General features: G+C 73.4%; 17 protein-coding genes. 10 read left to right on the top strand and 7 right to left on the bottom strand.

What is annotated here, in order from left to right; translation table 11 throughout:
* Window positions 1-8 precede the first annotated feature (8 nt).
* Complete coding sequence (locus tag N912_RS0140150; RefSeq protein ID WP_028926872.1) at window positions 9-458, bottom strand: MarR family winged helix-turn-helix transcriptional regulator; 450 nt, start codon at window positions 456-458, stop codon at window positions 9-11.
* A 109-nt stretch (window positions 459-567) separates the two neighbouring features.
* On the opposite strand from N912_RS0140150, the gene N912_RS0140145 reads away from it, so the two are divergent.
* From N912_RS0140145 to N912_RS0140120, 6 genes are all read left to right on the top strand, one after another.
* Entirely contained in the window at window positions 568-1,560 is a 993-nt protein-coding gene (locus N912_RS0140145) for a pirin family protein (protein ID WP_028926871.1), read from the top strand.
* A 67-nt stretch (window positions 1,561-1,627) separates the two neighbouring features.
* Window positions 1,628-2,350, top strand: coding sequence for a 5-oxoprolinase subunit PxpA (gene pxpA, locus N912_RS0140140; protein WP_084211697.1), 723 nt, complete (start codon window positions 1,628-1,630; stop codon window positions 2,348-2,350).
* 26 nt (window positions 2,351-2,376) lie between these two features.
* Entirely contained in the window at window positions 2,377-2,634 is a 258-nt protein-coding gene (locus N912_RS0140135; RefSeq protein ID WP_028926869.1) for an acetyl-CoA carboxylase, read from the top strand.
* The gene (locus tag N912_RS0140130) at window positions 2,631-3,977 is read left to right on the top strand and encodes an acetyl-CoA carboxylase biotin carboxylase subunit (RefSeq protein ID WP_028926868.1); all 1,347 of its coding nucleotides are present in this window, start codon (window positions 2,631-2,633) and stop codon (window positions 3,975-3,977) included. Before N912_RS0140135 ends, N912_RS0140130 begins: the two co-directional genes overlap by 4 nt.
* Window positions 3,974-4,867 (top strand): 5-oxoprolinase subunit B family protein, encoded by an 894-nt coding sequence (locus tag N912_RS0140125; RefSeq protein WP_037069100.1) that lies wholly within the window; start codon window positions 3,974-3,976, stop codon window positions 4,865-4,867. Before N912_RS0140130 ends, N912_RS0140125 begins: the two co-directional genes overlap by 4 nt.
* Complete coding sequence (locus tag N912_RS0140120) at window positions 4,857-5,828, top strand: 5-oxoprolinase subunit C family protein (protein WP_028926866.1); 972 nt, start codon at window positions 4,857-4,859, stop codon at window positions 5,826-5,828. The genes N912_RS0140125 and N912_RS0140120 overlap by 11 nt, the downstream gene beginning before the upstream one ends.
* On the opposite strand, the gene N912_RS64125 is transcribed toward N912_RS0140120, so the two are convergent.
* The 5 genes from N912_RS64125 to N912_RS0140095 all read right to left on the bottom strand — a co-directional run bounded on the left by N912_RS64125 (window position 5,825) and on the right by N912_RS0140095 (window position 9,563).
* A complete protein-coding gene (locus N912_RS64125; RefSeq protein ID WP_037069099.1) occupies window positions 5,825-6,244 on the bottom strand; it encodes a hypothetical protein in 420 nt (139 codons plus the stop codon). The two genes, N912_RS0140120 and N912_RS64125, sit on opposite strands and share 4 nt — an antisense overlap.
* Before the next feature lie 126 nt (window positions 6,245-6,370).
* Window positions 6,371-6,667, bottom strand: coding sequence for a 4a-hydroxytetrahydrobiopterin dehydratase (locus N912_RS0140110; RefSeq protein ID WP_028926865.1), 297 nt, complete (start codon window positions 6,665-6,667; stop codon window positions 6,371-6,373).
* Window positions 6,668-6,685: 18 nt separating this feature from the next.
* Window positions 6,686-7,519, bottom strand: coding sequence for an ABC transporter permease subunit (locus tag N912_RS57635; protein ID WP_037069097.1), 834 nt, complete (start codon window positions 7,517-7,519; stop codon window positions 6,686-6,688).
* Window positions 7,516-8,502, bottom strand: coding sequence for an ABC transporter ATP-binding protein (locus tag N912_RS0140100; RefSeq protein ID WP_051581467.1), 987 nt, complete (start codon window positions 8,500-8,502; stop codon window positions 7,516-7,518). Before N912_RS0140100 ends, N912_RS57635 begins: the two co-directional genes overlap by 4 nt.
* Window positions 8,499-9,563 (bottom strand): LolA family protein, encoded by a 1,065-nt coding sequence (locus N912_RS0140095; RefSeq protein WP_028926863.1) that lies wholly within the window; start codon window positions 9,561-9,563, stop codon window positions 8,499-8,501. Before N912_RS0140095 ends, N912_RS0140100 begins: the two co-directional genes overlap by 4 nt.
* Before the next feature lie 187 nt (window positions 9,564-9,750).
* Here N912_RS0140095 and N912_RS0140090 point away from each other — a divergent pair, with 187 nt between their 5' ends.
* From N912_RS0140090 to deoC, 4 genes are read left to right on the top strand one after another with little or no spacing between them, the layout of a single operon-like run.
* Window positions 9,751-10,437 (top strand): response regulator transcription factor, encoded by a 687-nt coding sequence (locus tag N912_RS0140090; protein ID WP_211261568.1) that lies wholly within the window; start codon window positions 9,751-9,753, stop codon window positions 10,435-10,437.
* Window positions 10,434-11,843, top strand: a complete 1,410-nt coding sequence (locus tag N912_RS0140085) for an ATP-binding protein (RefSeq protein ID WP_028926861.1) — start codon at window positions 10,434-10,436, stop codon at window positions 11,841-11,843. Before N912_RS0140090 ends, N912_RS0140085 begins: the two co-directional genes overlap by 4 nt.
* Complete coding sequence (locus N912_RS57630; protein ID WP_051581466.1) at window positions 11,840-12,277, top strand: (deoxy)nucleoside triphosphate pyrophosphohydrolase; 438 nt, start codon at window positions 11,840-11,842, stop codon at window positions 12,275-12,277. The genes N912_RS0140085 and N912_RS57630 overlap by 4 nt, the downstream gene beginning before the upstream one ends.
* A gap of 26 nt (window positions 12,278-12,303) precedes the next feature.
* Complete coding sequence (gene deoC, locus N912_RS0140075) at window positions 12,304-12,954, top strand: deoxyribose-phosphate aldolase (RefSeq protein WP_245645773.1); 651 nt, start codon at window positions 12,304-12,306, stop codon at window positions 12,952-12,954.
* On the opposite strand, the gene N912_RS64745 is transcribed toward deoC, so the two are convergent.
* A partial coding sequence (locus N912_RS64745) for an HNH endonuclease signature motif containing protein (RefSeq protein ID WP_245645772.1) occupies window positions 12,955-13,335 on the bottom strand: 381 nt, incomplete at its 5' end. It lies immediately after the preceding gene.

The following is a 13,335-nucleotide window of genomic DNA, read 5'->3' as shown; positions in this document are numbered from 1 at the left end:
GCGAGCGGTCACCCGCCGAGGCGCGCGCCGACCCGGGAGAAGATCCGTCCGAGGCATTCCACCTCGTCGTCGTCCAGGTCGTCCAGGAACAGGTCGTGGATCGCGCGGCTGTGCGGCGGCCAGGCGGCGCGCAGGGCGTGCAGGCCGGCCGCGGTGAGCACCGCCCGGGTGCCTCGGCGGTCCTCCGGGGTGCGTTCGCGCAGCACCAGGCCGCGTTTCTCCATCGAGGAGACCTGGTAGGTCAGCCGGCTCGGGGAGAACACCAGCCTGCCGGCCAGCTCGCCCATCCGCAGCCGCTGGTCGTTCGCCTCGCTGAGCAGCAGCAACACGTGATAGTCGATCAGGCTCAGCCCGGTGTCGTGTTGCAGGCACTCGTCCAGGCGGGTTTGGAGGCGCACACTTGCCTCGATGTAGGTGCGCCAGGCGCGCTCCCGCGCCTCGTCTCGCCAACCGGTCACGGGCGGTGATTCTAGTGTGCTTCAAAACTTGATGACTGGGGAATGTTTGACCGGTAAGCCGACGTTCCACGGGTCGTTCAGATTTTAAGGACTTCGTGAGGAGGAGATCATGCCAGCCGTGACAGTTTCTGACATCACGACCCTGGCCCGCATCCCGGAGCCCGCGCCGGAGGCCGTCGAGCGGCCGGTGCGGTCGGTGACGACGGCGCCGTCCGGCTTCGAGGGCGAGGGCTTCCCGGTGCGCAGGGCGTTCGCCGGGGTGGACCTGCGCGAGCTGGACCCGTTCGTGCACATGGACCAGATGGGCGAGGTGGAGTACGCCCCCGGCGAGCCGAAGGGCACCGACTGGCATCCGCACCGCGGCTTCGAGACGGTCACCTACATCATCGACGGGATCTTCGAGCACGCCGACTCGCACGGCGGCGGCGGCTCGATCACGAACGGCGACACGCAGTGGATGACGGCCGGTAGCGGCGTGCTGCACATCGAGCGGCCGCCGGAGCACCTGGTGGTCAGCGGTGGCCTGTTCCACGGGCTGCAGCTGTGGGTGAACCTGCCCAGGGCCAACAAGTGGCTCGAACCGAAGTACCAGGACCTGCGCGCGTCGGACTCGGTGCTGCTGACCACGCCCGACGGTGGCGCGCTGGTCAGGGTGATCGCGGGCGACATCGCCGGGCACCGAGGCCCGGGGTCGACGTACACGCCGATGGCCATGATGCACGCCACGATCAGCCCGGGCGCGACCGTCAGGCTGCCCTGGCGGCGGGACTTCAACGCGCTGGTCTACGTGCTCTCCGGGGCAGGGACGGTGGGCGCCGAGGGCCGTCCGGTGCGGACCGGCCAGCTCGCGGTGCTCGGCCCGGGCGAGGTGTTGACGGTCAGTGGCGCGGTCAAGCAGGAGTCGCGGCTGGCCGGGCTGGACGTGGTGATCCTGGGCGGGCTGCCGATCCGCGAGCCGATCGCGTGGGCCGGGCCGTTCGTGATGAACACCCGCGCCGAGGTGCTCACCGCCTTCGAGGACTACCAGGCCGGCAAGCTCGGCGTGATCCCCGCCCAGCACGTGCCGCACGGCGACGTGTCCGGGGAGTCCGGCCAGGACTGACGGGCATGCGGTTTCGGTTGCGGTCTGGGATGGTGTCAGGCACCCGCGAGAGGTGAGGAGCCGCATCATGGTTGCGATCAACTGCGACATGGGCGAGGCCTACAGCATCTACCGCTGCGGTGACGACGAAGGGATCATGCCCTACATCACGGTGGCGAACGTGGCCTGCGGGTTCCACGCCTCGGACCCGGTGGTGATGCGTGCGACGGTGGCCCTGGCCGAGCGGCACTCGGTCAGGGTCGGCGCGCACCCCTCCTTCCCGGACCGCGACGGCTTCGGCCGCCGGGAGCTGAAGATGGACGCCGACGAGCTGACCGCCTCGGTGGTCTACCAGGTCGGCGCGCTGGCCGGCTTCCTGCGCGAGCGGGGCATGGAGCTCAACCACATCAAGGCGCACGGCGCGCTGTACGGCCTGGCGGCCCGCGACGAGGCGACCGCGAAGGCCGTCGGCGCCGCCGCCGACGTGTTCGACGTGCCGTTGATGGGCATGGCGAACACGGTGCACGAGCGCGTGTGGGGCGCGCGGGCGCAGGGGTTCATCGCCGAGTACTACACCGACCTGGACTACCGCGCCGACGGCTCGCTGATCATCACCAGGGAGCACGTGGCGTACGACCCGGCCGCAGCCGCCGAGGGCGCGGTGCGGGCGGTGCGGGACGGGGTCGCCACCTCGGTGGACGGCACCGAGATCCCGATGCGGGCAGACTGCGTGTGCGTGCACTCCGACACGCCGGGGGCGGTGGACCTGGCCAAGGCCGTGCACGCCGCGCTCCAGCCGTACCTGTCATAAAACCACCAGCACAGCGAGGTGCCGTGATGCCCCGTCACGAGGTCGTGTCCCCGATCCCCGGCGTGTTCTACCGCCGGCCGGACCCGGACAGCCCGGAGTACGTCAAGGCCGGCCAGAAGGTCGGGCCGGACGACACGGTGGGGCTGGTCGAGGTGATGAAGACGTTCTACCCGGTGGAGGCCGGGGTGGCCGGGACCGTCGTGGAGTATGCGGAGGACGCCGAGGCGGTGGTGGACGCCGGTCAGGCGTTGTTGGTCGTGGACGTCGACGAGGCTTCGGGATGAAGCGGCTGCTGGTCGCGAACCGGGGTGAGATCGCGGTACGGATCATCCGGGCGGCTCGTGACCTGGGCATCGAGACCGTGGCGGTGGCCAGTGACGCGGACGCCGGCGCGGCCCACGCCAGGCTGGCGGACGCCGTGGTGAACATCGGCCCGGCGCCGGTGGCCAAGAGCTACCTGGTGGCTGACGCGATCGTGGCGGCGGCCAGGGAGTCCGGGGCGGACGCGGTGCACCCGGGGTACGGGCTGTTGTCCGAGCGGGCCGGGTTCGCGGCGGCGGTCACGGACGCGGGCCTGACGTTCGTCGGCCCCGACGCGGCGGTGATCGAGCGGATGGGCGACAAGGTGCGGGCGCGGCGGGTCGCTTCGGAGGCCGGGGTGCCGACGGTGCCCGGCACGGAGGACGGAGTCGACGACGTGGCCGCCGCGGTGGCCGCCGCTTCCGAGGTCGGCTATCCGGTGATGCTCAAGGCGGCGGCCGGCGGTGGTGGGCGCGGCATTCGGGTGGTCTCCGACTCCGGTGAGTTGGCGGGTGCGTTCGGGCAGGCGTCCAGGGAGGCGGCGAGCGCGTTCGGCGACGGACGGATGTACCTGGAGCGGTTCGTGCGCGGCGCCCGGCATGTCGAGGTGCAGGTGCTCGGGGACGGCTCGGACGCCATCCATGTGTTCGAGCGCGAGTGCTCGCTGCAGCGGCGCCGGCAGAAGGTCGTGGAGGAGGCGCCCTCGCCTGGCATCTCGTCTCGGACCCGGGAGGAGATGACGGCGGCGGCCGTGCGGCTGTGCCGGCATGTCGGCTATCGCGGCGCCGGGACCTGCGAGTTCCTGGTCGACGAGGAGTCCGGCGAGTACTTCTTCATCGAGATGAACACCCGCATCCAGGTCGAGCACCCGGTCACCGAGATGGTCACCGGTCTGGACCTGGTGGCCGCCCAGCTGCGGCTGGCGTCCCGGGCGCCGTTGCCCCGGCGGGAGGACGTGACCGCGCGCGGGCACGCCGTCGAGTTCCGGGTGTGCGCGGAGGACCCGGACCGCGGCTTCCTGCCGGCGCCGGGGCGTCTGGATGCCGTCGAGCTGCCCGGCGGGCCGTGGGTGCGGACGGACACCTGGGTCGCTGAGGGCGGGCAGGTCACGCCGTTCTACGACTCGCTGCTGGCCAAGGTCGTGGTGTGGGGTCCGGACCGGCCGACGGCGCTGGCGCGGTCGCGGCGCGCGCTCGGCGAGCTGGTCATCGAGGGCGTCCCGACCACCACGGCGTTCCTCCTCGAGCTGTTGGACCAGCCGTGGTTCGTCGAGGGCACGTTCGACACCGGCACGCTCGAACGGTGGCTGTCGGAGGGTGGATCATGAGCGAGAACGCCACGCCGGCCCGGTACAGCTGGGGCGGGGACGAGCACATCTTCGTCGAGCTGGCCGAGGAGATGAGCCTGCGGGCGAACTTCCGGGCCATGGCGATCACCACCTCGCTGCGCGCGCAGCGCCCGGACGGCGTGCTGGAGATCTGCCCGGCGAACGCGTCCTACCAGGTCCGCTACGACCCGGACGTGCTGGAGCCGGACACCCTGCTGGAGCACCTGCGCGACATCGAGCGCAAGGTCGGCGACGCCTCGGACTTCAGCCTGGCCACCCGGGTGGTGGAGATCCCGGTGCTCTACCGCGACCCGTGGACGACCGAGACGCTGCTGCGCTTCCGCGACCGCCACCAGGACCCGGACGCCACCGACATCGAGTACGCGGCGCGGATCAACGGGCTGTCCGGCGCCGAGGAGTTCATCGCGGCGCACTCCGGCTCGCCGTGGTTCACCTCGATGGTCGGCTTCGTGGCCGGGCTGCCGTTCATGTTCCAGATGGTGCCCCGGGAGCGCCAGCTCGTGGTCCCCAAGTACCTGCGCCCCCGCACCGACACGCCCAAGCAGACGGTCGGGCACGGCGGCTGCTTCGGCTGCATCTACTCCGTGCGCGGCGCCGGCGGCTACCAGATGTTCGGCATCACCCCCGCGCCGATCTACGACCCGTCCCAGTCGATGCCCGACTTCGCGGACTTCATGGTCTTCTTCCGCCCCGGCGACATCGTGAAGTTCACGCCGGTCGAGCGCGACGAGTACGACTCGCTGCTCGGCCAGGTCTCCGCCGGTGAGTACCGGATCCGCGCCCGCGAGGTCGACTTCGGCCCGCGGCCGTTCCTGGAGGACCCGGACGGCTTCAACGCCCGCCTGCTGGAGGTGCTCCGTGCCGATTGAGGTGCGCAAGCCCGGCCTGTCCACCACGGTGCAGGACACCGGCCGCAACGGCTACTACGACCTGGGCATCCCGCCGTCCGGGGCGCTGGACCTGTACTCGCTGGCCGCCGCGAACCGCCTGGTCGGCAACTCGCCCGGGGACGCCGCGCTGGAGTGCGTCTACCTGGGGCCTGAGTTGGTGTTCACCGAGGACGCGGTGGTCGCGGTGACCGGCGCGTCGCTGCCGCCGAAGGTCAACGGCGAGGAGCGGCCGCTGTGGGAGTCGTTCGCGGTGGCGGCGGGGGACGTGCTGGACTTCGGGTTCGTGAAGGGCGGTGCCCGGGCGTACATCGCGGTCGCCGGCGGGATCGACGTGCCGGTCGTGCTCGGCAGCCGGTCGACGTACGCGCTGGGGGCGCTGGGCGGGGTGGAGGGCCGCTCGCTGGTGGCCGGGGACGTGCTGCCGGTCGGTGCCGGGTCCGGTCCGTCGACCCCGGGTCGGGCGGTGCCCGAGGAGCTGTGGCCGGTGTTGTCCAAGGACGTCGAGGTCCGGGTCGTAATGGGCCTCTACGACCACGTGCTGGCCCCGGCCGGGCGGGAGACGTTCCTGTCCACCACCTGGACGCTCACCCCGGTGGCCGACCGGGTCGGGTTCCGCTACGACGGACCCGGGCTGGAGACGGTGGAACGGACGCCGCCGTTCGGTGCCGGGCAGGACCCGTCCAACATCGTCGACGCGCCGTACCCGATCGGGTCCATCCAGGTCCCCGGCAGCGTCGAGCCGATCATCCTGCACCGGGACGCGGTGTCCGGCGGCGGCTACATGATGATCGCCACGGTGATCAGCTGCGACCTGGACGTGGTGGCGCAGTCCGCGCCCAACACCCGGACCAGGTTCGTGGAGGTCACCCTCGACGAGGCCCTGACCGCCCGCCGCGACCACCGCCGGCGGGCCGAACGCCTCGCCGCCGCGCTCGGTTAGCGGCGGCCGGCCGAGCCGGGGTCGTCGGCCGGTGCGGCGGTCGGTTGGGTGGTGGCCGCCATGTTCCAGATGCCCAGCACCAGGGCGGTGAGGCTGAGCGCCGCGCCGAGGCCACAGAGCCAGAGGTTGGCCAGCCCCCTGCCGTCGCGGAGCACGCCAAGGACGCCGAACCCGACGCCGACCGCGCCGCTGATGAACGACACGAAGCCGCTGAGCGGCACGAACTCGAAGACCAGGCCGATGACGGCGAGCACCAGCGCGGCGATCCCGAAGCCGTTGGCCGGTGGTTTCGGTGGGGGCGGTAGGGCCTGCGGGCGGGTGCCGGGGAGCGGGCGCTGGGGCAGGCGCGAGGCGAGCGGCGGGTGCGGGTAGCGGGGTAGTTGCGGTAGTTGCCGGTCGGGGCCGGGTTGGCTCATGGTGGATCCTTCGCGGCGCGGCTTGAGGTTGACTTGATGTTGCGAGGTTGCCGGTGGGATCGGTGGCGCCGCGAAGCGTGTTACATGAGATAACAATCGTGGTGTTCGGTGCCCGGTGGGGTGACGTCAGGACTGGGCGGAGCGGATCTGCTCGGAGATCTGGGCGGCCAGCGCGATGTCGAGGTCGGTGATGCCGCCCTCGGAATGCGTCGAGCAGCGAAAAGTCAGGGTTCGCCAGCGGATGTCGATGTCCGGGTGGTGGTTGGCGCGCTCGGCCAGCTCGGCCACCCGGTCGACCACCGCGATGGCGGCCGGGAAGCTGGGCAGCTTCGCGGAGTGCACGATCGTGTTGCCGTCACGTTCCCATCCGGGCAGCCCGCGCAGCGCTTCGGTGACGGCATCATCGTTCAGAAGTTCGGCCATGCCGGGCATGGTGCCCGTTCACGCCTCCCGACGCACGGTGCCGGCTACCGCGATCACCAGACCGAGTGCGAGGTAGCCGAGCGCGAGCAGTGCGCCTCGGGCCAGGGTGTCGCCGGGCAGCGGGTCGCGCAGGACGTCGACCAGCGCGGGCCAGCGGGTGGTCAGCAGCCACGGGCGCAGCCAGTCCAGCGACGGCACGCCGGCGAGCAGGCCGGAGACGACCACGCCGCCGACCACCGTGCCCACCGGCACCATCGCGCGGTCGGTGACCGAGGAGACGGCCAGCGCGACCGCGCCGACCGCGAGCACCTGCAGCAACGTCCAGCCCGCCGCCAGCGCCACCCTGGCCAGCGCCGCGCCGGGCTCTATGGTCGTCCCGGACAGGGTGAGCAGCGCCCCGCCGCCGCCCACGATGCCCAGCCCGGCGAGCACGCCGGCCACCGTCACCGCCAGCACCGCCAGCGCGGCGACCGCGAGCACGCCGGCCGCCTTGACCGCGACCAGCCTCGGCCGGCTCACCGGCGCCAGCAGCAGTCCGCGCAGGCTGCCGTGCGCGGCCTCGCCGGCCAGCGCGTCCGCCGCCGGGATGCTCACCGCCAGCGGCAACAGCAGCGCCAGCGCCACCACCAGCGCGATGACCGGCAGCATCAGCCCGTTCTCCGCCGATGCCGCCATCAGCCCGGACCGGGGCATGCCGGCCTCCGTCCCGACCCCCGGACCGCCGGGTCCCGAGCTGGCCGCCACCCCGACGCCGAGCACCACCGGCACCGCCGCGAGCACCCCGAGCGCGACCACCGTCCGGCGCCGGCGCAGCACGTAGACCAGCTCGGCGCGCAGCAGCCTGGCGATCATGATCCCTCTTCGGTGAGGCGGACGAACAGCTCCTCCAGCCCGGTGCGCGTGCGGCGGGCCTCGGTGACCGGGACCCCGGCCCGTACCAGCGTGCGCAGCACCTCCTCCGGCGACGTCCCGGCCAGCGGCGCGACCACCATGCCGCGCTCGACGTACCCGGCGACGCGCGCGGAGCGCAGGGCGGACAGCGCGGCGTCGGGCTCGGCGGTGGTCACTTCGAGCGCGGCGTCGTCGGCGGTCGGCAGCGCGGCCAGCTCGCCGGTGGCCACCACCGACCCGCCGGTCAGCACCGCCACGTGCGTGCAGGTCCGCTCCACCTCGGCGAGCAGGTGCGAGGCGATGAGGATGGTGCAGCCGGCGGCGTGCAGCTCGGTGATGAGCCGGCGGACCTCGTGGGTGCCGGCCGGGTCGAGCCCGTTGGTCGGCTCGTCCAGCACCACCAGCCGGCGCGGGGCCAGCAGCACGGCGGCCAGGCCGAGGCGTTGCTTCATGCCGAGGGAGTACGAGCGGTAACGGCGGTCCGCGGCGGTGCGGTCCAGCCCCACCCGGTGCAGCGCGGCGTCCACGGCGCCCGGGATCGCGGCGGTCGGGAGCAGCGGTTCGGCGCTGGCGCTGCGGGTCAGGTTGTCGCGCCCGGACAGAAACGGCTGGAACCCCGGCCCGTCGACCAGCGCGCCCACGTGCGGCAGCACCGACGCGGCGCTGGCCGGCATCGGCTCGCCGAGCAGCCGCACGCTGCCGGAGGTGGGCCGGGCCAGGCCGAGCATCAGGCGCAGCAGCGTCGTCTTGCCGGAGCCGTTCGAGCCGACCAGGCCCAGGATCGAGCCTGCCGGCACGTCCAGGTCCACCGACTCCAGCGCCACCACGTGCCGGTACACCTTGCGCAGCGCGCGCAGCCGCACCGCGGGCGGGAGCCGGTGCGCGGTGGGCGGGGCCGGCAGGTCGGTCCCCCTCGGCGGTCGGGTCGAGCCGGGCGACCTCATCGGGCCGGGGCCTCGGTGCCGGCCAGCGCCTCGGTGACCACCTGGACCGGGACCGCGCCGGTGGCCAGCCGGCCGTCGGCGGTGAGCACGGCGGTGCCGATCGGCGTGCTCACCAGCCGTCCCTGCCCCCACGGGCCGCTGATCGGGCTGCTCAACCGGGGCGGGAACGGCGCCGCCCGCCCGCCGCCGCAGGTCGCCGCGGCGCCACGGTCCCGGCGCACCACAACCGTGTCCCAGCCCTTGCCGACCAGGGTGGGGGCGGGCGGCGGGGCCGGGCGCTCCCGCACCGCGACGCCGGGCGCCGGGGCGAACCGGAACAGCGCCGGGTCCTGCCGGCCGAAGCCGACGTCGGTGAACGCGATCCGTAGCGCCGGCTCGGGCAGCCCGTTGGCCAGCACCGACACCTCCAGCGGCAGCCGCGTCTGGGTGTCCACCGCGACCCTGATCTCGCGCAGCATGGTGCGCTCGGTGGGCAGCGGGGCGAGCACGAGCTGGTAGGCGTCGCGGCGGGCGACGCTGGTCGGCGGGTCCACCCTGGCCATGCTGTCCGACGCCAGCAGCCCGAGCACCGCGGTGGTGGCGTCGGCGGGGTTGGCCAGCGGCTCGTCGCCGGCGAGCAGGCCCAGCGGACCCGGGCTCGCGTTCGTGCCCGTGCCGCCCGCCGCCGGGCCGGAGGGAAATTTCATGACCGATCGGGTGGTCGAGTTCCAGCACCAGACGGTGTCGCCGTCGTCCACGATCGTGCGTTCGCCGTCCGCCCCGGGCAGCGAGACGCGCCGGCGCCCGTCGCCGTCCGACCACAGCCGCGCCACCTCCGAGCCCCGCCGGGGCCACAGCGAGGCGGCGGCCGGCCCGAGCCGGACGTCCACCGACACCGTGCCGGCCATCGGGCCGGGCTTGGCGCCGCGGATCGAGGCGATCAGCTCACCCGCGCTGACCGGCGGCAACGGCGCTCCGGCCGGCGCCGGGGCCGGACCTCCGAACGGCCCGGTGACCAGCACCGATACCAGCGCCACGGCGGCCACCCCGGACACCATCAGCGCGATCTTGACGGTGCTCATGCGCGGCTCGTCGGCTCGGGTGCGGCGCCCCCCGGGCAGCCTGCGCGCCCGACCCCGGCCGTCATGCCTGGGCCGAGGACCGCCGGGCCTCGGGGATTCATGCGCCTCAGCCTGAACCATCCGCTCTGAGAACGCCCTGAGAGGGGCCGATCCGGGTGAGACGGTTGTGGGCGTAGCTTCGTTCCCGATGCCAAGGGTGCTGGTTGTGGACGACGAGGCCGGGGTGCGGACCGCCCTCGGCCGTGGGCTGACCGCCGAGGGCCTCGACGTGGTCACCGCCGCCGACGGCCCCACCGCGCTGCGCGCCGCGCTCACCGGCAGCTTCGACCTGATCCTGCTGGACATCATCATCCCCGGCCTGTCCGGCTACCGGGTGCTCGAGCAACTGCGCCGCGAGGGCGTGGACACCCCGGTGCTGTTGATCTCGGCCAAGGACGGCGAGGTGGACCAGGCCGACGGGCTGGACCTCGGCGCGGACGGCTACCTGGTCAAACCGTTCTCGTTCGTGGTGCTGGTGGCGCAGGTCAAGGCGCTGCTGCGGCGCCGGGACGCCGAGCGCGGCGGGTCCGGGCGGCGGCTGCGCCTCGGCGAGCTGACCGTGGACCCGGCCACCAAGCAGGTCAGCTGGGCCGGCCACTCGGTGGAGCTGAGCCCGCGCGAGTTCGCGGTGCTGCACGCCCTGGCCAGCCGGCCGGACACGGTGCTCAGCAAGGACGAGCTGCTGCGACTGGCCTGGGGCGGCGAGCAGGCGGCGAGTCGCAACGCGGTCGAGGTATACGTCGGCTACCTGCGTCGTAAGCTGCAGGCCGTGGGAGCCGGACACCTGCTGCGCACCGTGCGCGGCCACGGCTACCGGGTGGGAGCCTCGGGGTGAAAACGCCGGCGGTGCTCGCCGGCTGGTGGGCCCGCCGCAGCTTGCGGGTGCGTATCACGGTCGCCGTCGCCGGCGTGGCCATGCTCGCCTCCGGCGCACTGGCCTGGGTGGCGACCGGCCTGGTCGGGATCACCATCACCGGCGCGGTGGACGTCGAGCTGGCCCGCGCCGCCGCGACCGCCGTCGGCCGGCTCTCCGCCGGCGTGCCGGAAGACTCGGTGGTGCCCGGCGACGCCTCCCTGGACGGCGTCTCCGGCGAGATCCACATCCGGGTCTCGGACACCGCCGGCCGCCCCCTCGACGACGGTCGCCCGCTGCCGCTGAGCCCCGAGTTGCTGCGCCGGCTGGCCAGCGGGGACTCGGTCACCGAGTACGGCCCGGGCGCGCCGACCCGCTGGCTGGGGGTCTCGGCGATCGCCCCGGACGGCTCGCCCCGGCTGGTGCTGGCCGCCGCCGACCTGGTCGGCTACAGCTCGGTGCTGCGCCGCGGCGCCATCGGCCTGAGCCTGGCCGCCGTGCTCGCCGCGTTCGGGGTGTCGCTGGCCGCCTGGACCGCGGTGGGCCTGGCGCTGCGGCCGGTGGGCCGGATGCGCTCCGCCGCCGCCAGCCTCCCGCCCGGCGAGCGCCTGCCGGTCCCACCGGCAACCGACGAGCTGCGCTCGCTCGCCGAGGAGCTCAACGAGCTGCTGGCCCGCCGGGACAGCGCGTCCGCCCGGTTGGAACGCTTCACCGGCGACGCCGCCCACGAGCTGCGTTCCCCCGTCGCGGCCATCCGCGCGCAGGCCGAGGTGGCCGTGATGCACCCCGACCCGGCCCTGGCCGAGGACACCCTGCGCTCGGTCGCCACCGAGGCGGCCAGGCTGTCCGAGCTGCTCTCCGACCTGCTCGCGCTGGCCCGCGCGGACGCCGGCGCCCGCCCACCCGCCACCGCCGTGGACATGGTCGCCGAGGCCAGCACCGCCATCGCGCGCGCCACCCAGACCTCCGCGCCCGAACCCGCCCCCGGTCCCGCCGTGACGCTCACCGCCCCGGTCCCGGTGTGGGCGGCGGCGTCTCCGGGCGAGGTGGCGCTGGTGCTGGACAACCTGCTGGCCAACGCGTGCCGGTACGCCCGGTCACGGGTACGGGTGTCGGTGCTGCCGGCGGGTCGGGCCGCGCGCCTGGTGGTGGACGACGACGGCCCAGGCGTCCCGGAGGCGGACCAACAGCGGGTGTTCGACCGCTTCACCCGCCTGGAGGCGGACCGCGGCGGCGTGAGCGGCGGTGCCGGGCTCGGGCTGGCGCTGGTCTCCGCGCTGGTCACCGGCCGCTCCGGCACCGTCCGAATGTCCACCGCCCCCGACGGCGGCGCCCGAGTCGAGGCCCGCTGGCCCGCCGCGACCCCGCCGGACGACTCGATCGCATGACGGGCATAGTCGTAGGCGCCGCGATCGTGCGCGCCGGCCGTCTGCTGGCACAGCGGCGCGCCGAGCCACCCGAGCTGGCCGGCCGCTGGGAGCTGCCGGGCGGCCAGGTCGAGCCCGGCGAGTCCGAGGTGGCCGCGCTGCGCCGCGAATGCTGGGAAGAACTCGGCGCCCGGATCACCGTCACCCACCGCGTCGGCGCCGACCAGCCGCTGGGCACCACCAAGCTCCTCCGGATCTACGCCGCCACCCTGCTGGCCCGCTCGCCCGAACCCCGCGCCGTCGAACACGCCGCCGTGCGCTGGCTCCACCCCGCCACCCTCGCCGACCTCGACTGGCTGGATGCCGACCGCGCCCTGCTCCCCGACCTGGCCGCCCTGCTCGCCCGCGCCCACCACCACCCGATTGACAGCCCGCCGAACTCGCCGGCACCCTGACCGCCATGCCGTCAGCCCTCGGGTCCATGATCGACCACACCCTGCTCAAACCCGAGGCGACCGCCGCCGACATCGAGCGGCTCTGCGCCGAAGCCATCCAGTACGAGCTCAAAGCGGTCTGCGTCAACCCCTACTGGGCCAGCCACGCCGCCGCCACCCTCACCGGCTCGACCGTCGCACTGTGCACCGTCGTCGGCTTCCCCTTCGGCGCGTCCCGCTCCACAATCAAGTCCGCCGAGGCCACCCAGGCCCGCGCCGAAGGCGCCACCGAGATCGACATGGTGGTCAACCTGGGCGCCGTCAAAGGTGGTGACTTCGACACGGCCGAGTCCGACATCCGCGCCGTCCGCGACGCCACCGAGGGCGCCACCCTCAAGGTCATCATCGAGGCCACCGCGCTGACCGAGCAGGAACTGACCCGACTGGTCGGAATCGTCGCCGCCGCCGGCGCCGACTTCGTCAAAACCTCCACCGGATACCACCCAACCGGTGGCGCCAGGCTCACCGACGTCACCCTGATCCGAAAAGCGCTCGGCAATGCCCCGCTCGGCATCAAAGCGTCCGGCGGAATCCGTACCTATGCATTCGCAACCGACCTGATCGCTGCCGGCGCCACCCGCCTGGGAGCAAGCGCGAGCATCGCACTCATCAACGAGGAACTGGCCGCAACGACCTAATCAGGTTCGCAGTATGTCGTATGGTTTGGGTTTGCGTCGTGGTGTTTGGGTGTAGTCGAGCCATTTTGGTGGGATGAATTCTGGCCATCCGTCGACCATGTGGATGGTCCAGCCGGCGCGGTGGATCATGCGGTGGTGGGTGACGCAGAGCATCACCATCGAATGGATCGCGGTGCGGCCTCGGTGAGCCCAGTGCACGACGTGGTGAACTTGGCATCGGTAGGCCTTGGCGTCGCAGCCGGGGTAGGCGCAGCCGCGGTCTCGTGCGGTGAGTCCGTCGCGTTGTGGTTTGGTGGCGGTGCGTTGTGTGCGGCCGACGTCGAGGACTTCGCTGTTGCCGCCGAGTACGACCGGGACGACGCAGGCGTCGCAGAGCAGTCG

It is taken from the genome of Actinospineispora acaciae DSM 45401, from assembly GCF_000620785.1.
In the GTDB taxonomy this organism is placed as follows: Bacteria; Actinomycetota; Actinomycetes; order Mycobacteriales; family Pseudonocardiaceae; genus Pseudonocardia; species Pseudonocardia acaciae.
Note: the sequence above shows the minus strand (reverse complement) of the source record. Positions and strands in the feature narration are given on the sequence as shown.

Coding starts and splice junctions, on each gene's coding strand:
- N912_RS0140145 (WP_028926871.1), top strand. CDS start 568: ATGCCAGCCGTGACAGTTTCTGACATCACGACCCTGGCCCGCATCCCG.
- pxpA (WP_084211697.1), top strand. CDS start 1,628: ATGGTTGCGATCAACTGCGACATGGGCGAGGCCTACAGCATCTACCGC.
- N912_RS0140135 (WP_028926869.1), top strand. CDS start 2,377: ATGCCCCGTCACGAGGTCGTGTCCCCGATCCCCGGCGTGTTCTACCGC.
- N912_RS0140130 (WP_028926868.1), top strand. CDS start 2,631: ATGAAGCGGCTGCTGGTCGCGAACCGGGGTGAGATCGCGGTACGGATC.
- N912_RS0140125 (WP_037069100.1), top strand. CDS start 3,974: ATGAGCGAGAACGCCACGCCGGCCCGGTACAGCTGGGGCGGGGACGAG.
- N912_RS64125 (WP_037069099.1), bottom strand. CDS start 6,244: ATGAGCCAACCCGGCCCCGACCGGCAACTACCGCAACTACCCCGCTAC.
- N912_RS0140110 (WP_028926865.1), bottom strand. CDS start 6,667: ATGGCCGAACTTCTGAACGATGATGCCGTCACCGAAGCGCTGCGCGGG.
- N912_RS57635 (WP_037069097.1), bottom strand. CDS start 7,519: ATGATCGCCAGGCTGCTGCGCGCCGAGCTGGTCTACGTGCTGCGCCGG.
- N912_RS0140100 (WP_051581467.1), bottom strand. CDS start 8,502: ATGAGGTCGCCCGGCTCGACCCGACCGCCGAGGGGGACCGACCTGCCG.
- N912_RS0140095 (WP_028926863.1), bottom strand. CDS start 9,563: ATGAGCACCGTCAAGATCGCGCTGATGGTGTCCGGGGTGGCCGCCGTG.
- N912_RS0140090 (WP_211261568.1), top strand. CDS start 9,751: ATGCCAAGGGTGCTGGTTGTGGACGACGAGGCCGGGGTGCGGACCGCC.
- N912_RS57630 (WP_051581466.1), top strand. CDS start 11,840: ATGACGGGCATAGTCGTAGGCGCCGCGATCGTGCGCGCCGGCCGTCTG.
- deoC (WP_245645773.1), top strand. CDS start 12,304: ATGATCGACCACACCCTGCTCAAACCCGAGGCGACCGCCGCCGACATC.